Origin of the sequence: Bradyrhizobium sp. AZCC 1578 (genome assembly GCF_036924675.1) — a bacterium.
GTDB lineage: Bacteria > Pseudomonadota > Alphaproteobacteria > Rhizobiales > Xanthobacteraceae > Bradyrhizobium.
Genome location: NZ_JAZHRZ010000001.1, coordinates 6,528,836 through 6,551,046, shown reverse-complemented (window position 1 = coordinate 6,551,046; position 22,211 = coordinate 6,528,836). Strand labels below are relative to the sequence as shown.

Sequence of the window (22,211 nt, the reverse complement as noted above, 5' to 3'; positions counted from 1 at the left end):
GTCGTTCTGATGATGCGCGGATGACTTCCGCTCTACCCCAATAAGCGGACATCTTGGGAGAGGGCTCGACTTCGCAAAGATGCCAATAGTCGACGTTAGCGAACATATTGTCGGGATCAGTTTTCCGGCTGTGACTTCCCGACCAACTTTATCTGGCCCGGATAGTCGATCGGCTCAGGATCGCGTATTCCGGCTTCCTCTCGGCGAAACTGCTTATCCGCCTCCGTCCATCGCCCAAACCGGATGTTGACGATCTCCATCAAGCCGACGCTCGCAAGCGCCTCAATTGCGTGTTCTCCGGCCCACATTGAGCGGCTGTCGACTTCGTCGCCGTACTTGTCCAAATATTTGATCGACGATCAAGACGAGCGCTACCAAGAGCTTTTGCCCACTGTCAGTCATGCCTTTTCCTCGCGTAGTTTCGCGGTGAGCCGTCAGCGTACACGGTTTGCAGATGCGAAGAGCGAAAGGTGCCGCCCTTCCGTGCGCGGCTTCTGTCACAAAGCTCAGCAAACCCTATGTGACGAACTTTAGATTCGCGTGACTACCCCTTCACCGTCACGGCGCGCCCGATCACAGGCTGGGCCGCAACTGGCGGATTGGCTGTTTGCGCGGCGAGCTCGCCGATCAGACGGTCGGCGTCGGCGGCGATACCGTCCGGCGCGTGGATCACCAGCCGCTCCAGCGCCCAGCGGTACGATGAAATGCGCCGCTCCAGGCATTGCTGGACCCATTGCACGATCAGCGTGTTCTCTTCCATGCGCGCGATCGCATCCGCCTGTTCGCGCGGCGACAATTCCGACACCATCTTCAGGCTGGCGCTGCGCTTGCGGTCGAGCTCGATGACGCGGATGGCGGAGGCAAAGAACGGCTCGAACCTCGCGATGTCGTTGCGAACGTCCTCGATCAACTGCTGATAACGCGAGGTGTGCGAGCGGTGCGGCTCGTCGATCAAAGCGCGTCCGTAGGTGGTGCGGTCGAACACCACCTTCTGCCGCCATGGCGAGGGCAGCGGCTGGTAATCACCGAACACGCTCTTCCAGGCGGGCCGCGAATGCGGCGGTTCGATCAGGGGATAGGCGAGATCGCGAAGCTGGCGTTCGTTTTCGGTGAGTTGGAAATGCGAAGGTTTTAGGCCGACGCTGGCCGTGGCCTCGGCGCCTAACCAGCGGTGCATGTCGTCGTTACGCATGTCGGCGCGGGTGCGGCCGAAATCGCCGCCGCTGCAACCGCCGAGCGCCGCGCTTACAACAAGCAGCATGAGAGCCGGGAGTGACCGAAGCCCGGTGGTCCGGATCGGGAGGCACTTTTCCGGCATTTCAAACGTCCGTCGTTCAGGGGCGCCGACGGCGACGGCGACCAGGCGCCGTCCCCTCTTCCGGCCCGCGCCCATCACCGGTTCCGCCGGCTTCGCGTTCGATACGGACAACAGGAAGAATCAGCACGGTACCCAGGCCATCGCGTGGAGCGCCATCCATGGTTGAGCCCGGCCGCCGCGAAGCCGCATCCGCCGGAAATTCAATGATGGTGCCCATATTCCGTTCTCTCTGGTTGCCGCGGTCACGATTTTGACCGGCGACATGCCATTATTCAGAACAGAACGTGGTTAACGGCATCTTAATTTGTGCAGGCGGTACAGTTACGGGTTGCGCGGCTCATGCCGCCTGCCGAAAGCTCGCATTTTATCGGATTTCTTCAGGGGCTGTTTTCCTTAACCAACTCTTAAAACGCCCTGCGTAGGCTGACGCGAAGGATTATCGAAGTCGCGTACACCTGACATGACTGCAGCTCCATTGTTTCCGGGATTCGACGGGCTGATGACGCTCTCGCGCCGCGAGGGCGTCGATATCCGCCCGACCTTGCTGCGCGTGCTGACCGACCTTTATGTCCAGACCAGCGCCCATTCCGCCGACGAGGAGCGGCAGTTCGTTGAACTGACGTCCCGCCTGATCGACCAGGTCGACGACGCCACCCGCGCGGCGGTGCGGGCGCGGCTCGCGATCTATCCGGCGACACCGGCCGAGATCATGGACAGGCTCGGCCTGCGGCGTGCGCACCCCGATCAGCCCCTGCCGCTCGCGGCTGCAATCACCGCTCCCCCGACCGACGCGCCGACGGTGAAGGCGCCGACCGAGGCGCAGTTGCGGATGGCGTCCAACCTGGCAATGCGGCCCAACGATGCTGCCGAAATCAGCGACATGTTCTTCACGGCCGGTCCCAGCGAGCGCGCGCTGATCCTGCACAATCTCGCCGATACGCCGCTGAAAGCCTCGGCGCGAATTCCCGCAGCCCGCGTCGCCCGCGCGCTTCATATCCTGGAAATGGCCGCGTTCGCCGAGGACGCCGAAAGCTTCGCGCTCGAACTCGGCGACGCCCTGATCCTGCCATCGCGGATCGCAACGCAAGTTGTCAATGATCCCGGCGGCGAGCCGCTGGCATGCGCAGCGAAGGCGCTCGGCATGTCGAGCGCAATCTTCCAGCGCGTGCTGCTGTTCCTCAATCCGGAATTCGGCTCATCCGTGCACAACGTCTATCGCTTGTCGCGACTTTACGACCGTTTGAGCGAACGATCCGCGCTCGTCATGCTGGCCGCATGGCGCGGCTCGACCATGGCAGTCAGCCGCGCCAAATATCGCGCCGCGCTGTACGACGAAGAACGGCACCGCTCGCGTGCGGCGGGTTCGCAAACACGTCCCGCGGTGCAGCCTGGAACCGCGCCGGTACGCACCGGCACCGACGGCTCGAAGCGCTAGGCGTTCGGCGCTTCTAGGCTTTGGCCAAATCGAGAAAGTGCCGCCCTGCGCGATCTTCGGTCTCGACGATCCAGGCGTCGGGATCGAAACGGAGTTCCTTGGCGAGACGCTCCTCCACCGATTGCTCGGGCACCGGTTGCGGCGAGGCCGGCGCGAACAGCCGCTCGGCTGGACGACTCTCGTCATAGACGGTCTGCGGCGCAGGCGCATACAGCATGGCGTTGCCGTCGAGCAGCGCCACCTTGACGAACACCGCCCCCGCCTCCTCTGCCCCGCGCTTGCGCACGGCGCCAAAAATTCCCTCGTTCTGGCAGCGGCGCAGGTATGCGGCCACCCAGATGCTTGATTTCAATCGCATGGGATCGACGATAGGCCAGCGACCGGGCGGATGCTAGTCGATCGGATGCCCGATCATCGCCGTGAGTTCCTTCACCAGGCGATCGGACATCTGGCCGGTCACCGGCAGCTTGCGGTCGCGCTCGAATTTCGAGATCGCGGCCTGGGTGTCCGCACCGACCGCGCCGGTCGGTTTCAACTGGCCGTAGCCATATTGCGTCAGTGCGCGCTGCACCGCCGCGACACGGCGCGCGCCGGCGCTTTGCCCATTCGTCGGAATCGGCGCCGGCGGTCGCGCCACATTGGAAGGGGCCGCGGCGGGCGCGCCGGTCGACTTGACCACCAGATTGGCCATCGGATCGGCGTTCTTGGAATCGTTGTTCCTGGACTCGGCGCTCTTGGTCTCGACGTGTTTGGGATCGGCACCCCTCACCTCGACCGGCCTGATTTCCGGCGGATCAGAATCGACCGGCCTTGTTATTTCGACCGGGCGCGGGCGCGGCAGCGGACTTACGACGGCAACTTGCGGCGCCGGCAGCGTCACGACTGAGCCGAACATCGGCGAGGGATGGCGGCCGGCCTGCAGGAACAGCGCATTGGCGACAATGGCGCAGATTGCGGCAGCCGCGAGCAGGCCCGCGATCATGTCTTTCGGACTGTGCAGGAGAATGCGCATCACGAGGCCGCGCTCTTGCTCCGCTTCGATCGCAACCGCTTTCGCGCCGCGACGGCGGCGGCGCGGCATCTCGTCATCGTCGTCAATACGCCTAGGCACGTTTCTTCACCTGATGGATTTCATCCTGAGATTCCGGATCCTGAGATTCGGGTCGCTCCGCTGGTTTCAGCGTCGCGACTTTGTTCGAAGTGGTCAGCGAAGGCGCAAAGTCAAGCGGCAAGGTAACAGCCACCGTGGTACCCTCGCCGACCCTGCTCTGCACGTTCATCTCGCCGTTGTGCAATCCAACCAGACCCTTGACGATCGACAGGCCGAGGCCGGTGCCTTCGTGCTTGCGCTGATAGGTCTTGCCGGCCTGGAAGAACGGATCGCCGATCCGCGCGAGATCCTCGGCGGCGATACCGACCCCGGTATCGGTGACGCTCAGCATCAGCCGCGATCCCTCGACCGCAGCGGAAACCGTCACGCTGCCGCCGCGCTCGGTGAACTTGATGGCGTTGGTGATGAGGTTCAGCGCGATCTGCTTGAACGCGCGGGGATCGCCGTTCATCACGGGCAAGTCCTCTGCTGCGCGAGTGATCAGGTCGACACCATTGTCGCGCGCCTTCAGCGCCAGCAAATTGCAACAATGCAGCAGTGCCGCGCGCGGCGCAAACGGCTCCGGCGAAATTTCGAAATTGCCGGTTTCCATCTTGGACATGTCGAGGATGCCGTTGACGACCGACAACAGATGCTGGCCGGAATCGTTGATCAACTGCGCATATTCCCTGCGGCGCGCGGCGTCGAGCATCATCGCCTCTTCGTGCACGATCATCTCGGAGAAGCCGATGATGGCGTTCAGCGGGGTGCGCAGTTCGTGGCTCATGGTAGCCAGGAACCGCGTCTTGGAGGCATCCGCCTGCTCGGCGGCGGTGCGCGCCATTTCAAGAGCCTGCTCCTGGATCTTGCGGTCGGTGACGTCGCGCATCACGGCGACGACATCCGCCTCGGGCGAAACCTGCTCGAGCGGTCGGCAACGCATCTCTACCCAGATGAAATCGGCGGAAGCGTTCTGGCCGCGGACCGCGTCGCGGCGCAGGCGGAATTCGACGCTGCGCTGCTCGCTGCCGCGCGCGGCATCCGACAGGGCCGTGAGATAGGCCGGACGATCGGCGACATGGACGCGGTCGAACAGTCCATGGCCGGTGAGCCGGGCGCCGGGCGCGCCGAGCATGGCTTCCGCCGCCGGCGAAATGAACTCCACGGCGCCGCTGCGGTTGTGACGCGAAATCACGTCGCTCATGTTTCGCGCCAGCAAGCGATAGCGGTCTTCTTCGAGATAAAGTAGCGACACTGAAGTGCGCGCCAGCGATTCCGCGCTAACGGCCAGTCCCGCCGCATAGAGCGTTGCCGACGCAACGCCAGCACCCATCAGGACGCCGTGCAGCGCCGCGTTCGGCTCCGCCATCGGTAGCAGGTGAAAATGCTCGAGCGCGATCAGCAAGGCGACGCATGACAGCGCAAGCGCAGAGGCAAACACGACCACGCGGCGCGAGGCCGACAGCGCCGCTTCCAGGGGAACGACGATGAGCCAGACCGCGGCGAACGATTCGATACCGCCGGTGGTCACGGCGACCATCATGACAAGGCCCGCCAGCGCCAGCGCGGACAGGATATGCGCGCTCTCGTAGCGGCCGGTGCGCGAGAGGAACCAGGACAACAGGATGGGTGCGATCAGCCAGGCGAAGGCCGCGACCTCGAGCGCCGTGGGTGCCCCGCGCATCGCCAGATAGACCGGAAAGGCCGCAAGCGCCACCAGGCTGCCGAGCAGCCGCGGCGCCATGAAAGCACGATGACGCGCACTCGTCAGCGCATCATATCGTGCCGAGGGATGCAGCAGCGCATCGAGACAATCGCGGATGATACTCAAAACAGTCACGGCTCTCGCGCTTCGGCTTGTTCGTCAGACAGACGCACCGGAACGCCCCCTTATCTTTGCGTCACCGTGTCAGAGTGAGCTTAAGCGAACGCTAAGGCCCGGCGCATGGCCGACCAACAACGCGCATCCGCGGAGGTTTGACGTCTCACGCGACGGTCATTCGACCCGGATGGTGAACGACAGGTTTCCAGCGCGATCGATCTATGGTTTCGAAATGGTGGATGCGCGAACGGCGCGAATTTTCGCGCGGCGGTGATCGTCAATCGAAAATTTACGCCGAATCGAATCGTTGCGGTTTTCAGAAAATTTTCGGCGATTTTACCTCAATGCAAACACTTGCGATTTATCGAGGGCTGTTAGTCAGAAACAAAGCCAGCGGACTTAACCGCAACACAACCATAAGAGACGACCGGGGTCGCGAGATGTTTTTTCTGCTTCGCATGGCATTCTGGCTCGGGCTCGTGCTCGTGCTGTTGCCCAGAGAAAAGACGCCTGAATCGGACAAGGTGCCGCAGATCGGCGCGTCCGAGGCCGTATCGGCTGCGACCGCCGCCGTCTCCGACATGGGCCAGTTCTGCAAGCGCCAGCCGGCGGCCTGCGAGGTCGGTGGCCAGGCCGCCACCGCGCTCGGCCAGCGCGCCCAGGAGGGCGCCCGCCAATTGTACAAGATCATCACCGACAAGAAGCCCGAGCCGCCCGCCGTCCCCGACAAGAAGCCCGACCATACCAGCTCGATCGGCACCGCCGGCGACGCCGAGGCCGTGACCGCGGCCGCCTCGCCCACGGAAGCGCTGACGGAGGACGACATGGCGATCGAATGGCGGCTGCCGCGGACGCCGTTGGCTTCAAAATAAGGCCACGGAACCGGTTCCGTTTCCGTCGCTTTCGTGCGGTCGGCATCCTATATAAGGCGTACTGAAACGGACGCGGGCCAAGATGACGATCGACGAAATCAGGGACAATTTCGAACTGCTTGACGAGTGGGACGACCGCTACCGGTACGTCATCGAACTCGGCCGCACGCTCGACCCGATGCCGGAGGCCGAGCATTCCGCCGAGAACAAGGTCAATGGCTGCGTCAGCCAGGTCTGGCTTTCCAGGCAGATCGATCGCAGCGGCAACGGCGAACCGCGGCTGAAATATCTGGGCGACAGCGACGCTCACATCGTGCGCGGCCTGATCGCGATCCTGCTCACGCTCTATTCCGGCCGCACGCCGCAGCACATCCTTTCAACCGATGCGCTCGCGGTATTCGACGAATTCGGATTTCGCGAGCACCTGACGCCGCAGCGTTCCAACGGCCTACGCTCCATGGTCGAGCGCATCCGCTCCGACGCGCGTGAGGCGCTTGCCGCGGCCTCGTAGACACCGTCGCATTGACCGGGCTTACTTCCGCTTCCGCGCCTGCTGGCCAAGTCCCATCTTCTTGGCGAGTTGCGAACGCGCCACCGCGTAGTTAGGCGCCACCATGGGATAATCCGGCGGCAGCCCCCATTTGTCGCGGTATTGCTCCGGCGTCATGTTGTACTGCGTGCGCAGATGGCGCTTCAGCGACTTGAAGCGCTTGCCGTCCTCCAGACAGACCAGATATTCCGGCGTCATCGACTTCTTCACCGACACGGCCGGCTTGGCTGGCTCTAGCGGGGTCTCGGGCCGGCCGCTCGACACCCGCATCAGCGCGGCGTGGACCTGGCTGATCAGGTTCGGGATTTCCGAGGCCTGGGTCGGATTATTGCTGAGATAGGCCGATACGATATTGGCGGTCAGTTCGACGGGCGTCTTGCCTGCGGGATCGGTCATGGCTCAACCTTCTGGGATCACGATGCATCTGTACGGTTCGGACAGTATCCAACCGCGCCTATACATCGGCGGCATCCTGTACAACTTGGCGTATAAGAACGAAGTGCCGGGAAATTGACAAGAACGGCGCTGCTTTATTTCCAATAGTCGCCGTCCGGCAAGTATTGCCGGTTCAGGACCGCTGATCGAGATGCGCGCGCAGTTCGTCGATCGAGGCGAAGCGCATCATCCCCTCCGGCATCTGGGCCTCGATCGAACCGTCGGAGTAGAGGGAGTAGGCCATGCCATCGACGACACCGGACTTCAGCACGGTCACCGCCGGCTGATCCTCCGTGCGCGGCGGTCCACCATTGGCTTCCGCGGGTGCCGGGGGTGTGCGGCCGCCGCGGCGCTGCAGCGGGTGTTCGCTGGATTTTGCGCGTTCCGCTTTCGGCCAGGCATTCTCGAACGACGCCCGCGGCGGTTCGTCCGGCTCGACCGGCGGCACGGCGGGTGGATTGGAACGAAGGTCCGATGACAAAAGATCCGGCGGCAGCGGCTCACTGGCGCGCCCCTGCGCGCGCTCGCGCTCCCTTCGTGACGTCGATGAAAACAGCAAATTGCGCTTCGGTTTCGGAGCCGATGGTGGCGGTTCGGGGTGGGTCGGCTCCGGGATCGGGTGATCCCGCAGGACAGCCTCGTTCTGCCAAGGCGGCGGCGCCGCTGACGAGAAAGGCGGCGGTGCCGTTGGGGAGAACGGTCCGGGACCAGCGGGCAGTTCGGCGGCCGGGAAACCGCCGCCGAAGGGAGCGGAATCCCGCGTCGCGGCAGCAGGAAGCACCGGCCGCACCGCGGCCTCGCCGCGCGCTTCAGCCATACTAGCGCCGAGCCGCCGCGCAACGTTCTTCAGTTCCCGGACCGCTATCCAGAGCGCGAGCATGATCGCACCGGCGCAGACGCCTATCACGCCGGCGATGATGAGCGTGTTGCCGGTGCTGAATTCCTTGATCGGGATCCCGAAGCCGATCGCCAGCAGCCCCGCCAAAACGAGGCCGATCCCGGCGACCAACATAACAACCATCATAGAACTAACCCCTCAGCCGCGCCCGAAACGCTCGCAAGCCGCCCAACGCCACGATACCGTCATATTGTGCGCATCGCCACCCGCCAATTGCACACTGGGTTCCGCATGGCGTTGTTCGGTTACAGGAATCCTGGACGCAGGTGTTTCGTGCCATTCAGGTGCCGTTCACTCCGGCGCCCGTAACTTTACCGCCTACCAATTACTGCCCTTTTGTTGCATTGCATCAGGGATTTACGCCACAATTCCCAATTACTTGGTAATGGAACTGCGCTATATGGGTACCCGGGGAATGAGGCTCAAGAATATCCAAGCTGGGCCATAGGGGACTCTGGGTTACCAATCGCCATGTCATCCATTACAACTTCTGCTCTCGATACGCCTGCGCGGCGCTCGATGGAGCGGACCTGTGATGACCTCGCCATCTTCGCGTTGGCCGTTGTCACGCTCGTTGCTGGCCTGACCTTCCGTGACTATGGGCTGGGCTGGGACGACTACACGCACGCCGAATATGCCGATCTGCTGCTGCGGATGTACGGTTCCGGCTTCAAGGACACCGGCGCGCTGTCGTTCGCCAATCTCTACATGTATGGCGGTGGCTTCGACATGGCGGCCGCCCTGCTGCACAAGGTCATTCCGCTCGAATTGTTCGAAACGCGCCGCCTGCTCGGCGCCGTCGTCGGCCTGATCGGCCTTGCCGTGACCTGGCGGCTGGCGCGGCGTGTCGGCGGCCCGCTTGCCGGGCTCGCGACGCTGCTGCTGCTGGCGCTGTGCCCGACCTTCTACGGACACATGTTCATGAACCCGAAGGACGCGCCGTTTGCCGTCTCGATGGTGATCCTGATCCTGGGTCTGGTGCGCCTCGCCGAGGAGTATCCCGCGCCCTCACCGCGTACCATCCTGATCATAGGCCTCGGCGCCGGTCTCTCGATCGGCTGCCGGATTCTCGGTGGGCTGGCGGTAGTCTATGCAATGGTGGGCTTCGTCCCGCTGTTGATCGAGGACGTTCGCAAGCAAGGCCCGCGCGAGGCGATACGCCGCTTCGCCCATGTCGTGTACGTCCTGGTCCCGGGGCTCGTGTTCGGATACCTGATCATGGGCCTGGTGTGGCCATGGTCGATCATGGAGCCCGGCCATCCGTTCCAGGCGCTGACCTATTTCTCGCATTTCTTCGAAAAGCCCTGGAAGGAAATGTTCGACGGCGCGCTGGTCTCGGTGCCCGACATGCCGTGGTCGTATCTGCCGACGCTGTTCGCGCTGCAGCTTCCCGAGATATTGCTCGCGCTTCTGATTGGCGGTGTCGTCGGCACTTTCATGTCGCTGTCGCGCGCTGATATAGCTGCCCGCCGCAAGACCATCCTGTTGATGCTGACGCTGGCGGCGACACTGCCGCTGGTGATCGCGATGGTAAAGCGGCCGGCGCTCTACAACGGCATCCGGCATTTCATCTTCGTCGTCCCGCCGATGACGGTGCTTGCGGGCGTCGCGTTCGCCTGGGGAATGAAATGGCTGAAGCAAAATCGCCGCAGTTGGCAGCCCGCCGCGCTTGCGGTGTTCTCGTTCGGTTTGCTGCTGCCACTCAGCGAGATGATCCGCCTGCACCCTTATGAATACACTCATTTCAATCACATTGCCGGCACGGTTCGCGGCGCCGACAAGATGTTTATGCTGGATTACTGGGGGCTGGCGCTGAAGCAGGCTTCCGACGGCCTGCGCGAGGAGTTGGTCGAACGGCAGGAATTTCCTCCGCTGGGACGCAAGTGGAAGGTCGCGGTGTGCGGCCCGCAGCGTCCGGCGCAGGTGGCGCTCGGCCCGGACTTCACGATCGGCTGGGACAGCCAGTCGGCCGACTTCGCGATGACGCTGGGCGAGTTCTACTGCAAGGGCCTCACTGCGCCGGTCATGGTGGAAATCAAGCGCGACGACGTCGTGTTCGCGCGCGTCTACGACATCCGCGGCCGCGCCATCTCGACGCTGTTGGCTATTCCGGCGCCCTGATCCCGCATAACAGCCGCGCCCGGCCGCGCCTTGCTGCTGAGCTGGCGCAGGGCTACGCTCGCTCTCGAAAATCAACAATTCTCGAGCGTGCGAAAGGTTATGGCGGCGTGACCGTACTGGTGACCGGCAGTTCCGGCCATCTCGGCGAGGCGCTGATGCGTACGCTACAGGCGCAGCGGCGCAAGGCCGTCGGTATTGACGTTCTGCCCGGCGTGTTTACGCATCACGTAGGCTCGATCACTGACCGCGCTTTCGTGCGCCGTTGCATGAAGGGCGTGACGACCGTGCTGCACGCCGCGACGCTGCACAAGCCGCATGTGGCGACCCACAGCCGCCAGGAATTTATCGACGTCAACATCACCGGCACGCTCTGTTTGCTCGAAGAAGCCACCGCAGCCGGCGTCACGACGCTCGTCTACACCAGCACCACAAGCGTCTTCGGCGAGGCGCTGGTGCCACCGCCGGGCGAGCCGGCGGCCTGGATCACCGAAGACGTCGCGGCCGTGCCGAAAAATATCTATGGCGTCACCAAGGCTGCCGCGGAGGATCTGTGCCAGCTCTTTGCGCGCAATCACGCGCTTCGCAACATCGTGCTGCGTACCTCGCGTTTCTTCCCTGAAGAGGATGACAATCGCGCGACACGCGAGACCTACACCGACGCCAACATCAAGACCAACGAGTTCCTCTATCGGCGCGTCGATATTGAAGACGTGGTCAGCGCGCATCTGATGGCGGCCGACCGCGCGCCATCGGTCGGTTTCGCCAAATACATCATCAGCGCCACCACGCCATTCTCACGGAACGACACGGCGGAACTGCGCAGCGACGCGCCGCGTGTGGTCCGCCGTTACGTGCCGGAGTTTGAGGCCGAATTTGCGCGGCGCGGCTGGACGATGATTCCAGGCATCGATCGCGTCTACGTCAACGACCGCGCACGAGCCGAACTCGGCTGGCAACCGCGCCATGATTTCCGCGCGCTGATTGCGCGGCTGCGGGCCGGCGAGGATATCCGCAGTTCACTCGCGCGCGAGGTCGGCAGCAAGGGCTATCACGACCGCGTCTTTCGCGAGGGACCCTACCCGGTAGAGTGAGCGCGGCGAGAGTATCCGGTGGACAAGCCGCGCGGATCCGCTAAACTGCCTGTCACACACCCTCTACACGTCTCGGAATCAAACGCCGTCCAATCCCGGGCGGCGTTTTTATTTGATCCACTGTCGTAGGATGGGTAGAGCGCAGCGAAACCCATCACGTCGCCTCATCAAGACCTTTCGCCGAAATTCCCAGCCGCAATATCACCTGCCCAATCCTCGGGTAAATTCCAAGCCTTACCATCCGATGAAACGACGAATGCGGCCAATCCCTGACTCGAGTTACAAAGCCGTGCTTTACCGGATTGATATGGATGTAGTCGATGTGACTCGCCAAATCGTCCTCATCGCGAATCGTATGTTCCCAATAGCGCCGTTGCCAGATTCCGCGTTCGCCCTTGGCGGCCCGGCTGCGTGAGACAGCCTCGCCGGGCGGGATATTGCGTGAGAACGTCGACTTGATCAGCCGCCAACGGGTCGAAAAATCCCGATCACCATCGGGCAGCGTCCAGACCGCATGCAGATGATCTGGCAGAACGACCACCGCATCTATCGTGAACGGATGACGCTGGCGGATCTCACGAAATGCAGAGCGGAGGGCTTCGACGTATTCCGTCAGCAGCCTCAACCGCCGGTCGGCAAGATTGACTGTAAAGAAGAAACAACCACCGGGGATGAAATTGCGACGGTAGCTGGTCATCTTCACTTGCCCATGCGGCGAGGTGATGGGTTTCGCTTCGCTCTACCCATCCTACGCGGCTACTTCCCCTCCGCGAACGCGCCGAGGATCCGCGCCCAGGAGCGGATACCCTTGTGATAGCTCTTGAGGTCGTACTTCTCGTTCGGCGAATGGATGTTGTCGTCGTCGAGGCCGAAGCCGACCAGCACGGTGTCGAGGCCGAGCGTGCGCTTGAAATCGGCTACGATCGGGATCGAGGCGCCGGAGCCGATCAGGAGCGCTTCCTTGCCCCACTCGTCCGTCAGCGCGCGCTTGGCAGCCGCCAGCGGTTTCATGTTCCAGTCGAGCGCAATCGCCGGCGCGTTGGAATGGTCGGTGAACTCGGCCTTGCAATCGGCGGGCAGGCGCGCCCGGACATAGTCGCGGAAGGCTTTTCGGATCTTTTCCGGGTCTTGTCCCTCTACCAGCCGGAACGAAACTTTCGCGGAAGCTTCCGCCGGGATTACCGTTTTGGAGCCCTCGCCGGTGTAGCCGCCGATGATGCCGTTGATGTCGCAGGTCGGGCGCGAGGAAACCTGCTCGATCAGCAGGCGATCTTTTTCACCGGCCGGAATGGAAAGGCCGATCGGCTTCAGGAATGACTCCGGCGTGAGGTTCAGGTTCTTCCACTGCGCCAGGATGTCCGGCGGCAGGTCTTTTACGCCATCGTAGAATCCGGGAATGGTGATGTGGCCGTTCTCGTCATGCAGGCCGCCGAGAATGTTGGTCAGCACCCGGATCGGATTGCGCGCGCCGCCGCCGAAAATGCCGGAATGCAGGTCGCGATTGGCCGCCTTGATCTTGACCTCGTCATAGACCAGCCCGCGCAGCGAAGTCGTGATCGCCGGCGTGTTCTGATCCCACATGCCGGTGTCGCAGACCAGCGCGAAGTCGGCCTTCAGATCAGCCTTGTTCGCTTCCAGGAACGGCACGAAGTTTTTCGATCCTATTTCCTCCTCGCCCTCGATGATGATGGTGATGTCGACCGGCAGCGCCCCCGTGACCTTCTTCCAGGCGCGGCAGGCCTCGACAAAAGTCATCAACTGGCCCTTGTCGTCCTCCGCGCCACGCGCGACGATGATCTTGCGGCCGTCAGCATGGTCGGTGACAACTGGCTCGAACGGTGGCCGGTGCCACAGATTCAGCGGATCGACCGGCTGCACATCGTAATGTCCGTAGAACAGAACGTGCGGCCGGCCGTCGCTGCTGCCATTGAGCTTGGCAACGATCGCGGGATGCCCCGCCGTCGGCCTCACCTCGGCCTTGAAGCCGAGCGTCGCGATATCCTTCGCCAGATGATCGGCGGCCGCCTTGCAATCACCGGCAAAAGCCGGATCGGCCGAGATCGACTTGATCCGCAACAGCGCGAACAGCCGCTCGAGACTCTTGTCGAAATCGGCGTCGATGTGATCGAGGACCGGCTGGATCTTGGCGTTGGACATGGCTTGTTATCCCTGGCTGTGAGCCTTGTTGTTAGCGTCAAGTTGTAGCTTGCCCGTGGCCTGAGGCAAGGCAACGTCTTCGGCAGGCGGACGCAATATGTGCCAGACCAGCCCCGCCGCGAGCAGGATGGTGGCGGCGAGATTGTTGCCATAGGCCTGCAGATCAACCGGGAACAGCGGCAGCGACAGGCACAGCAAGCCGCCCGCAATGGCAAGCAACGCCCAAGTTCCGGTTTTGACCGCCGGACGCGGATCGTAAGCGGCGCGGTGGACCAAAACAGTGATCGGGAAGAACAGCCACAGGAAGTAGTATTGCCGGGCCAGCGGCGAAGCGATCGTGATCAGGCAAAACAGGATGCCGATCTCTTCGGCATCCGACCGTTCCGTGCGGCGCGAGGCCTGCGGCATGACAGCGAGATAGCCGAGCCCGATCGCGAGCGAGATCGCCACTACGATCCAGTTCGCCGTCCTGAAATCGACGTCGATGATGTTCATCGTGCGCGCGGGTTTGGCCGGATTGTCCTGGTTGTAGTTGACCGGCCGCGTCAGCCGGTGTGTCACCGCGATGATCGACTGGTTGACCCACGACCAGTTCTGCGCGTCGCGCTGCCCGAACCCCTTCTCCGAACTCGAACCCACCATGCCCTGGTACCAGGTCCTCAGTTCCGTGAAATTGTGCTGGAAGCCGCGAAACGGCGCCGGCAGCACGAACAGAAACAGGCCGATGAAAACCAGCATGCTCGCGGCTGCCGCCCACTGTCTTCGCCACACCAGATAAGGCAACACCGCGACCGGAAACACCTTGATCGCGGTAGCGAGCGCAAACATGCTTCCTGCCATCCAGCCGCGGTGATCGCGCAGCAGCCAGAACCCGTAGAGCATCAGCGCCAGCAGCACGAGATTGGGCTGGCCGAGGTCGAACATGTCGAACACGAAGGTGACGGTGACGAAGCCGGGCAGTGCTTCCAGCCATGGCCCGGGCTTCTTCCCCGATCCCGCCATCGCGTGCGATAATTGCGCCGTTATCCACCATGCGACGATGTTGAGAAACGACAGGATGAGATAAAGCGGGATCTTGCCGAACCAGCTCGGGATCGCCAGCAGCACCGCCGACAGCGGCGGATAGATGAATTCGAAATTGGTGGCGGGGTCGTCAGGGTAGAGATTCTTGCCCTGCAGCACCTGCTGCCCCGCCCAGAACCAGAGCGGATAGTCCTTGGTCTTGCCGCTCCCCCAGATTTCCGGGACCAGCACGTCGGCCGTCAGCGCGACGCAACATACCAGAAACAGGATATCGAGCGGCCTTCGTAGCGACGGATATCTCAGCACACGCTCGTTCCGGATTCAGAGGAGATTACGTCGCAGCTCTTCACGCGAACCGACTACCATCTTCGCTCAAAAACTCCTATCGGCGCAGCAAGCCGCCGAGCGCGCCGCGCACCAGCGCGCGACCAACTGAACCGCCGAGCGATCCGCCGACCGACTTGCCGAGATCGGCGACGATGCCACCGACGACCTTATTGGTGACCGAACGGGTGACGTCTCGAGCGATGACTTGACCAGTCGTCAGCCTGCCGCGCCTGACGTTGGTGCCGAAGATCGTGCCGACGATCGAGCCGATCTGGCCGAGAATGCCGCCACCGCCACCATCCTGCCCCTCCGCAGGCGCCGCCGTCGTAGCTACCCGCTTCTGCAGCATCTCAAAAGCGGACACCCTGTCGATCGCGGTGTCGTATTTGCCTTTGACCGGGCTGTTGCCCATGATCGTCTTGCGCTCCTCCGGCGTGATCGGCCCGATCCGCGCCGTCGGCGGCCGGATCATGACGCGCTCGACCATGGTCGGCGTGCCGCCGCCTTCGAGGAATGACACCAGCGCCTCGCCTTTGCCGAGCTCCATGATGACGCGAGCGGTGTCGAGCTTGGGGTTCGGCCGGAAGGTCTGCGCCGCCGCGTTCACCGCCTTCTGGTCGCGCGGCGTGAAGGCGCGCAACGCGTGTTGCACGCGGTTGCCTAACTGCGCCAGCACCTTGTCCGGCACGTCGATCGGGTTTTGCGTGACGAAATAGACGCCGACGCCCTTGGAGCGGATCAGGCGGACCACCTGCTCGATCTTGTCGAGCAATGCCTTCGGCGCATCGTTGAACAACAGATGTGCCTCATCGAAGAAGAAGACCAGTTTCGGCTTCGGCAGGTCGCCGGCTTCCGGCAGCTCTTCGAACAGCTCCGACAGCATCCACAGCAGGAAGGTCGCGTAGAGCCTCGGGTTCTGCATCAGCTTGTCAGCGACCAGAATATTGACCATTCCCCGGCCGTCGCTGTCGGTCTTCATGAAGTCTTTCAGCAAAAGCGCCGGCTCTCCGAAAAATTTCGTTCCGCCCTGGTTTTCCAGCACCAGAAGCTGACGCTGAATTGTCCCGATCGTTGCCTTGCTGACATTGCCGAAGCTCTGCGCGGCCTTTCGGATCTCCGCGTGTTCATCCTCCTCGGCATCCGGCCCCCTTTTACCGCCGGCGGGCGCGATCGCATCCAGCAGCGACCGCAGATCCTTCATGTCGAGCAGAGGTAATCCGTTTTCATCCGCCACGCGGAATGCGACATTGAGGACGCCTTCCTGCACGTCGTTCAGGTCGAGCATTCGCGATAGCAACAGCGGCCCCATTTCCGTGACCGTGGCGCGCACCGGGTGACCCTGCTCGCCGAACACGTCCCAAAACACGGTCGAGAACTGGTCGGGCTGGAAATTGAGGCCCATCTCGCCGGCGCGTTTGAGGATGAAGTCCTTGGCCTCGCCGATCTCGGAAATTCCGGACAGATCGCCCTTGATATCGGCCGCGAACACGGGAACACCGGCGCGGGCAAAGCCCTCCGCCATCACCTGCAGCGACACGGTCTTGCCGGTGCCGGTCGCTCCGGTGACGAGGCCATGCCGATTGGCAAGCGCCAGCGTCAGCCAAGCCGTCTGTTCGCCCTTTCCGATGAAGATCTTCTCTTCGGTATCGGCCGTCTTGTTATCGGAAGTCACCATCGCATCGCCTCTTCGCGCGCCGGGGGATTTGGTTGGCGATCATATCGCATCCTGCCCGCCGATTGAAACCGTCGGCGGTAAATACGTGAGCATTCGCCCGCCTCTTCGTTCATGCTTCTCATGCTTTTTTCCAACCTTCGGCAGAAAAATCGAGAGCGCAGCGCAACAAGTCAGCGTAAATCCGGCCTTCACTCTTGCATTGCTGCAACACTCGCGACTCGATCTAGGTCTTCGCACGTGCGGATCGCTTGTATTTCAGATCGCAGGCGCTCAAGATAAATTTGCAAGTAGACGACCCGGTAAAGCCGGTTTGGGGACGGGGCAATATGGACGAACTGGTAGGGCGACTGGCCTCCAAGGCCGGTATCGATCGCGCTGTCGCTGAAAAAACCATCGGCATCGTTCTGGGTTTTCTCCGCAACGAGGGCCCCTCCGACAAGGTTCAGGCTCTGATCGACCAAATTCCGGGCGCCGAAGCTGCGATTGCGGCTTCCAGCAGCAATGGCGGCTTCGCGAAGCTGATGGGCGGAGGCTTGATGGCGGTTGGCACCAGGCTGATGGCGCTCGGTCTGGGCATGAGTGAAATTCAAAGCGTGGCGCGTGAACTTTTCAGGTTCGGTCGCGACAAAATCGGAGCAGATCAAATGGGCGAAATCATTTCAGGGACACCGGGCCTCAGCCAGTTTGCATAGCATCTTGGTGAACACATTCGGCCCGGGCACATTCTTTTTTCATCTGGTATCATGACTTATCCCCTTTCCGAGATCGACGGCTTGACCGCCTACTCTGCCTCGAAACTGAAATCGTTGGGCATTCGCACGACCGATGCGCTGCTGGAAGCCGCTCGCACCGTGAAAGGGCGCAAGTCGCTCGCAGCGAAGACCGGCATCAGCGAGCAGCAACTGCTGGAATGGGCCAATTTTTCCGACTACATGCGCATTCCCGGGATGGGCAAGGCCAAGGTGGGCCTGATGCGCGCCGCGGGCGTCACCACGGTGCGCGAACTCGCCCATCGCAACCCGGCGCGACTCGCCCAGAACATGAAAGACGTGAACACGAAGTGCAAACTCGTCCGGGTTTTGCCCTCCGAACGATCAGTCGAGCAACTGATCGAGCAAGCGCGCAAGCTGCCGCCCAAAATCAGCTATTGAACATCAGCGACTGAACCGCCAGACCAGCCCCGCGGTGCCGGCCCTCACGCCTTGACTCGGCGGCGCGGACCGCGCAAAGCGACCGCATGATGGCAGCCAAGCCCAGACCTCCCGCTGCGTCCGGTCCGGCCGGTCAATCGGTGCTGCCTGCGCTGCTGTCCAGACCCTATCCGGCGGTGATGGGCGTACTGAATTTGACGCCGGATTCGTTCTCGGACGGCGGTCAATTCGTCACCCCGGAGCGGGCGCTGGCCCAGGCCCGGCGGATGATCGCCGAGGGTGCCGACATCATCGACATCGGCGCGGAATCGACCCGGCCCTACGGATCGGAACCGATCTCGGCGGAAGAGGAATTGAAGCGCCTGCAGCCGGTACTGTCCGATGTCGTCGCGCTCGGCATTCCCGTGTCGATCGACAGCATGAAGTCGGCCGTCGTCGCCTGGGCGCTCGATCAGGGCGCGACAATCGCCAACGATGTCTGGGGGCTGCAGCGCGATTCCGGCATGGCCGGGCTGATCGCGGAGCGTGGTGCGCCCGTCATCGTGATGCATAACCGCGAGCGGGCCGATCCTGCTGTAGACATCATGCAGGATATCGCCGCTTTCTTTGCGCGCTCTCTCGACATCGCCGCGAAGGCGGGAATTTCATCCGACAAGATCGTGCTCGACCCCGGCATCGGCTTCGGCAAGACGCCCGAGCAGAGCATGACCGCGCTGGCGCGGCTCGGCGAGTTGCAGTCGCTCGGCCTTCCAGTATTGGTCGGCGCATCGCGCAAGCGTTTCATCAGCACGGTGACGCCGTCGGAACCGCATCAACGCCTCGGCGGCTCGATTGCCGCGCATCTGCTGGCGGCCCAAAACGGGGCGCGGATCATCCGGGCGCATGACGTCGCCGAAACCGTACAGGCGCTGCGGGTGGCTGCGGCAATCAGGGAACGGCAATGAGCGATACGATTTTCATCACCGGCGTCGTCATCCATGCCCGCCACGGCGTGATGGAGCACGAGACCAAAGTCGGGCAGCGGTTCGTGATCGATATCGAACTCTCCGTCGACCTGTCAGAATCCTCGCACTCTGATCGCCTGTCCGACACAGTGTCTTATGCCAGCGTGGTCGAGACCGCGACCGCCGCGTTCACGAACACCAACTACAAGCTTTTGGAGCGTGCGGCCGGCGCCGTTTCCGACGCGATTTTCGCGGCGTTCCCACGCGCCCATGCGCTCAAGGTCACCGTGCACAAGCCGCATGCGCCGATCGCCGAGATCTTCGAGGATGTCGGCGTGGTACTCGTGCGCAAACGGCAATCGCCCTGACATGGCCGATGTGCTGATCGCGCTCGGCGGCAATGTCGGCGATGTCCGCGCGACGTTCAAAAAGGCCATCTCCAGTATTTGCGGCATGACCCAGGCAGCGCTGCTCGCGCGTTCCTCTGACTACATCACCCCGCCCTGGGGCGAGGAACACCAGGCGCCCTTCATCAACGCCTGCATCGAGATCGAAACCAGCCTCGATCCGCATGCGCTGCTCTTCACGCTGCACAAGATCGAGAAAAAGTTCGGCCGCGACCGCGCTCATGAGACACGCTGGGGTCCACGCACCCTCGACCTCGACCTGATCGCCTATGATGACGTCAGCCTCGACAGGCCGGAACTGACGCTGCCGCACCCGCGGGTTTTCGAGCGCGCCTTTGTGCTGGTGCCGCTGGTCGAGATCGTTCCCGACCGTGTCATTGCGGGACGCCGCGTGCGGGATGCGCTGGCACAATTGTCGACCGAGGGGATTGAGCGGTTACCCGACCTCGATTGAGCCCGAAAGACCCAAAACAACCGTTTGGCTTGGCGGCCGCCCCGTGGCAATTTCCGGCCAAATCAAGAGACGACCAGGAATGGGCCGGATGACCGATAACGATGAGCTGACATTGGCCGCGGAGTTTCCGGCGGCGACCTACGAGGACTGGCGCAAGCTGGTCGACGGGGTGCTGAAAGGCGCACCGTTCGAGAAACTGGTCAGCAAGACGTCCGACGGGTTGAAAATCGATCCGATCTATCGCCGCGCGAAAGGCGCCGCGCCGGTCGCCGGTCGTGCCGCCGCCGTGCCCTGGCAGGTTATGCAGCAGATCGATCATCCCGACGCCAAAGCGGCCAACGCGCAGGCGCTGCACGATCTCGAAAACGGCGCCACCGGGCTGATACTGGTGTTCGCTGGCGCCAATGCCGCCCACGGGTTTGGATTGGACCCTTCGGCCGAAGCCGTCGAAGCGGTTCTCGACGGCATCTATCTCGACGCCGGCATCGGCATCGAGCTGCAGATCGGCCCGCAGTCGCGCATGGCGGCCATTCACGTCGCCGAATACATCAAACGCAAAGGACTTAATCCCGCGGCCTGCGATATCCGTTTCGGTCTCGACCCGCTGGGATCCTGTGCGGTGTCGGGCTCCAGTCCCCATAGCTGGGACGAAATCGTGCCCGCGGTTACCAGTGCGATCCAGGGCCTCACCGCCATGGGCTTTAAGGGTCCGTTCGCAGCGGCCGATGGACGGGTGATCCACGATGCCGGAGGATCGGAAGCGCAGGAGCTTGCATTCGTGCTCGCCTCCGGCGTCGCTTACCTGCGCGCGATCGAACAGGCCGGGATTACGCTCGAAGATGCGCAGGGCATGGTCTATGCACGGCTTGCCGCCGATGCCGATCAGTTTCTGACGCTGGCAAAATTCCGCGCGCTGCGGCTGTTGTGGGCGCGGATCGAGCAGGCCTGTGGCCTGACGCCCAAACCGCTGTTCATCGCCGCCGATACCGCCTGGCGCATGCTGACGCAGCGCGACCCTTATGTGAACATGCTGCGCGCGACGATGGCGACCTTCTCCGCCGGCCTCGGCGGCGCCAACGCCATCACCGTATTGCCGCACACGCTGGCGCTTGGGCTGCCTGATCCGTTCGCGCGGCGTGTCGCGCGCAACACGCAACTGGTGCTTTTGGAAGAATCCAATCTCGCCAAGGTGAGCGATCCGGCAGCGGGCTCCGGCGGCATCGAAACGCTGACGAGGCAGCTCTGCGAAGCTGCATGGTCGCTGTTCCAGGAAATCGAGAAGGCTGGTGGCATGTTCGCCGGCCTCGAACAAAACGTCATCCAGCGCAAGGTCGCCGCAACCCGCGCGGCGCGCGAGGCCAATATTGCCAAGCGCAGGGACGTGCTGACCGGCGCCAGCGAATTTCCGAACCTGCATGAGGACGAAATCGCTGTGCTGGAAGCTGCGCCGATCGTGCTGCCGCCGTATGGCGAGGCGAAGTACAAGTTCGATCCGCTCACGCCGATACGGCTGGCCGCGCCGTTTGAAGCGCTGCGCGACAAATCGGACGAAAAGCTCAAGGCATCGGGCGCCCGGCCGAAGATCTTCCTCGCTAATCTTGGCACGCCCGCCGCTTTCACGGCGCGTGCGACCTTTGCCAAGAGCTTCTTCGAGACCGGCGGCATCGAGGCGCTGGACACCCAAGGGTTTGCCGACCCGGCGGCGCTTGCCAACGCCTTCGCGGCGTCCGGCGCTACAATGGCTTGCCTGTGTTCCTCCGACAAGGTGTACGCGGAACACGCTGAACACGCCGCGAAGGCCCTTCAAGCGGCCGGTGCGAAGCATATCTATTTGGCAGGGCGGCCTGGCACACAGGAGGCCGCGCTGCGTTCCGCCGGTGTCGCCGACTTCATCTTTGCCGGCGGCGACGCGCTGGCGATGCTGCAAGCGGCCTGGCAGCGGATGGAGCGAGCATGACGGAAACCAACCACAAGACGGTCCTGACCGGCGGCTGCCAGTGCGGCGCCATCCGCTTTGCCGTGTCGAAAGTGCCGCCCAAGGTCAGCATCTGCCATTGCCGAATGTGCCAGAAGGCATCGGGTGCGCCCTTCGCCTCCCTGGCCGATATCGAGCACGAGCATTTCACCTGGACCCGCGGCAAGCCGGCGTCGTTCCAGTCCTCCTCTATCGCCGAGCGCGATTTCTGCGCGGCCTGCGGCACGCCGCTGACCTACCGGTTGATCGGCGGCCCCCGGATCGAGATCATGACCGGCACGTTCGACCGCCCAGACCTCGTCGTGCCAACCCGGCAATATGGCACCGAATCCCGGCTCGGCTGGGTGGTCGGCATCGCCAACCTGCCGAGCCAGACCACGCAGCAGAATTACGGCCCGGAGAAGATGGCGACCATCGTCAGCCACCAGCATCCGGACCATGATTAGGGGTGGCGATCTCGGCCAGC

At 63.0% G+C, this 22,211-nt stretch carries 23 protein-coding genes and 1 pseudogene; 12 read left to right on the top strand and 12 right to left on the bottom strand.

Annotated elements, in window-relative coordinates; all coding sequences use genetic code 11:
• Positions 1 to 116 precede the first annotated feature (116 nt).
• From V1290_RS31165 to V1290_RS31155, 3 genes are all read right to left on the bottom strand, one after another.
• Positions 117 to 344, bottom strand: a complete 228-nt coding sequence (locus V1290_RS31165) for a hypothetical protein (protein WP_334367909.1) — start codon at positions 342 to 344, stop codon at positions 117 to 119.
• Between the two features lie 200 nt (positions 345 to 544).
• Positions 545 to 1,318: a hypothetical protein gene (locus V1290_RS31160; RefSeq protein ID WP_334367908.1), complete on the bottom strand. Its 774-nt coding sequence runs from the start codon at positions 1,316 to 1,318 to the stop codon at positions 545 to 547.
• Between the two features lie 16 nt (positions 1,319 to 1,334).
• On the bottom strand, positions 1,335 to 1,535 hold the full coding sequence (locus V1290_RS31155) for a hypothetical protein (protein WP_028348914.1): 201 nt from the start codon (positions 1,533 to 1,535) through the stop codon (positions 1,335 to 1,337).
• A 243-nt stretch (positions 1,536 to 1,778) separates the two neighbouring features.
• On the opposite strand from V1290_RS31155, the gene V1290_RS31150 reads away from it, so the two are divergent.
• Positions 1,779 to 2,753, top strand: a complete 975-nt coding sequence (locus V1290_RS31150) for a DUF2336 domain-containing protein (RefSeq protein ID WP_334367907.1) — start codon at positions 1,779 to 1,781, stop codon at positions 2,751 to 2,753.
• 13 nt (positions 2,754 to 2,766) lie between these two features.
• Here V1290_RS31150 and V1290_RS31145 read toward each other — a convergent pair whose 3' ends face one another.
• From V1290_RS31145 to V1290_RS31135, 3 genes are read right to left on the bottom strand one after another with little or no spacing between them, the layout of a single operon-like run.
• Complete coding sequence (locus V1290_RS31145; protein ID WP_028348916.1) at positions 2,767 to 3,111, bottom strand: DUF1491 family protein; 345 nt, start codon at positions 3,109 to 3,111, stop codon at positions 2,767 to 2,769.
• Between the two features lie 33 nt (positions 3,112 to 3,144).
• Entirely contained in the window at positions 3,145 to 3,864 is a 720-nt protein-coding gene (locus tag V1290_RS31140) for a peptidoglycan-binding domain-containing protein (RefSeq protein ID WP_334367906.1), read from the bottom strand.
• Entirely contained in the window at positions 3,857 to 5,683 is a 1,827-nt protein-coding gene (locus tag V1290_RS31135) for an ATP-binding protein (RefSeq protein WP_334367905.1), read from the bottom strand. The genes V1290_RS31140 and V1290_RS31135 overlap by 8 nt, the downstream gene beginning before the upstream one ends.
• Positions 5,684 to 6,105: 422 nt before the next feature.
• Here V1290_RS31135 and V1290_RS31130 point away from each other — a divergent pair, with 422 nt between their 5' ends.
• The gene (locus V1290_RS31130; protein ID WP_028348921.1) at positions 6,106 to 6,537 is read left to right on the top strand and encodes a DUF5330 domain-containing protein; all 432 of its coding nucleotides are present in this window, start codon (positions 6,106 to 6,108) and stop codon (positions 6,535 to 6,537) included.
• A gap of 82 nt (positions 6,538 to 6,619) precedes the next feature.
• The gene (locus V1290_RS31125) at positions 6,620 to 7,048 is read left to right on the top strand and encodes a SufE family protein (protein ID WP_028348922.1); all 429 of its coding nucleotides are present in this window, start codon (positions 6,620 to 6,622) and stop codon (positions 7,046 to 7,048) included.
• Between the two features lie 21 nt (positions 7,049 to 7,069).
• Here V1290_RS31125 and V1290_RS31120 read toward each other — a convergent pair whose 3' ends face one another.
• Together V1290_RS31120 and V1290_RS31115 are read right to left on the bottom strand one after the other, a co-directional pair.
• The gene (locus V1290_RS31120) at positions 7,070 to 7,483 is read right to left on the bottom strand and encodes a MucR family transcriptional regulator (protein WP_065728006.1); all 414 of its coding nucleotides are present in this window, start codon (positions 7,481 to 7,483) and stop codon (positions 7,070 to 7,072) included.
• 172 nt (positions 7,484 to 7,655) lie between these two features.
• The gene (locus V1290_RS31115) at positions 7,656 to 8,546 is read right to left on the bottom strand and encodes a DUF308 domain-containing protein (RefSeq protein WP_334367904.1); all 891 of its coding nucleotides are present in this window, start codon (positions 8,544 to 8,546) and stop codon (positions 7,656 to 7,658) included.
• A 345-nt stretch (positions 8,547 to 8,891) separates the two neighbouring features.
• On the opposite strand from V1290_RS31115, the gene V1290_RS31110 reads away from it, so the two are divergent.
• Positions 8,892 to 10,541 carry a glycosyltransferase family 39 protein gene (locus V1290_RS31110; protein WP_334367903.1) on the top strand — a complete coding sequence of 550 codons (1,650 nt, stop codon included), beginning with the start codon at positions 8,892 to 8,894 and terminating at the stop codon, positions 10,539 to 10,541.
• Positions 10,542 to 10,648: 107 nt separating this feature from the next.
• Positions 10,649 to 11,632, top strand: a complete 984-nt coding sequence (locus tag V1290_RS31105) for an NAD-dependent epimerase/dehydratase family protein (protein WP_334367902.1) — start codon at positions 10,649 to 10,651, stop codon at positions 11,630 to 11,632.
• A 167-nt stretch (positions 11,633 to 11,799) separates the two neighbouring features.
• Here the strand turns inward: V1290_RS31105 and V1290_RS31100 are convergent.
• The 4 genes and pseudogenes from V1290_RS31100 to V1290_RS31085 form a co-directional block, all read right to left on the bottom strand.
• Positions 11,800 to 12,329: pseudogene (locus tag V1290_RS31100) on the bottom strand (REP-associated tyrosine transposase).
• A gap of 59 nt (positions 12,330 to 12,388) precedes the next feature.
• Entirely contained in the window at positions 12,389 to 13,789 is a 1,401-nt protein-coding gene (locus tag V1290_RS31095) for a M20/M25/M40 family metallo-hydrolase (RefSeq protein ID WP_334367901.1), read from the bottom strand.
• Between the two features lie 6 nt (positions 13,790 to 13,795).
• Positions 13,796 to 15,115, bottom strand: coding sequence for a glycosyltransferase family 87 protein (locus V1290_RS31090; RefSeq protein WP_442895089.1), 1,320 nt, complete (start codon positions 15,113 to 15,115; stop codon positions 13,796 to 13,798).
• Positions 15,116 to 15,194: 79 nt separating this feature from the next.
• Positions 15,195 to 16,814 (bottom strand): helicase HerA-like domain-containing protein, encoded by a 1,620-nt coding sequence (locus V1290_RS31085; RefSeq protein ID WP_334367899.1) that lies wholly within the window; start codon positions 16,812 to 16,814, stop codon positions 15,195 to 15,197.
• A gap of 326 nt (positions 16,815 to 17,140) precedes the next feature.
• Between V1290_RS31085 and V1290_RS31080 the strand changes: the two genes are divergently transcribed.
• The 7 genes from V1290_RS31080 (at position 17,141) to V1290_RS31050 (ending at position 22,191) form a co-directional block, all read left to right on the top strand.
• The gene (locus V1290_RS31080; RefSeq protein WP_065744201.1) at positions 17,141 to 17,506 is read left to right on the top strand and encodes a hypothetical protein; all 366 of its coding nucleotides are present in this window, start codon (positions 17,141 to 17,143) and stop codon (positions 17,504 to 17,506) included.
• A gap of 51 nt (positions 17,507 to 17,557) precedes the next feature.
• Positions 17,558 to 17,965, top strand: a complete 408-nt coding sequence (locus V1290_RS31075; protein ID WP_057848113.1) for a DUF4332 domain-containing protein — start codon at positions 17,558 to 17,560, stop codon at positions 17,963 to 17,965.
• Between the two features lie 89 nt (positions 17,966 to 18,054).
• Positions 18,055 to 18,909: a dihydropteroate synthase gene (gene folP / locus V1290_RS31070; RefSeq protein ID WP_442895088.1), complete on the top strand. Its 855-nt coding sequence runs from the start codon at positions 18,055 to 18,057 to the stop codon at positions 18,907 to 18,909.
• On the top strand, positions 18,906 to 19,277 hold the full coding sequence (gene folB / locus V1290_RS31065) for a dihydroneopterin aldolase (RefSeq protein ID WP_334367897.1): 372 nt from the start codon (positions 18,906 to 18,908) through the stop codon (positions 19,275 to 19,277). Before folP ends, folB begins: the two co-directional genes overlap by 4 nt.
• A 1-nt stretch (position 19,278) precedes the next feature.
• On the top strand, positions 19,279 to 19,770 hold the full coding sequence (folK, locus tag V1290_RS31060) for a 2-amino-4-hydroxy-6-hydroxymethyldihydropteridine diphosphokinase (protein WP_334367896.1): 492 nt from the start codon (positions 19,279 to 19,281) through the stop codon (positions 19,768 to 19,770).
• Positions 19,771 to 19,858: 88 nt separating this feature from the next.
• Positions 19,859 to 21,727, top strand: coding sequence for a methylmalonyl-CoA mutase family protein (locus tag V1290_RS31055; protein ID WP_442895027.1), 1,869 nt, complete (start codon positions 19,859 to 19,861; stop codon positions 21,725 to 21,727).
• Positions 21,724 to 22,191, top strand: a complete 468-nt coding sequence (locus tag V1290_RS31050) for a GFA family protein (RefSeq protein ID WP_213285179.1) — start codon at positions 21,724 to 21,726, stop codon at positions 22,189 to 22,191. The genes V1290_RS31055 and V1290_RS31050 overlap by 4 nt, the downstream gene beginning before the upstream one ends.
• Positions 22,192 to 22,211 lie beyond the last annotated feature (20 nt).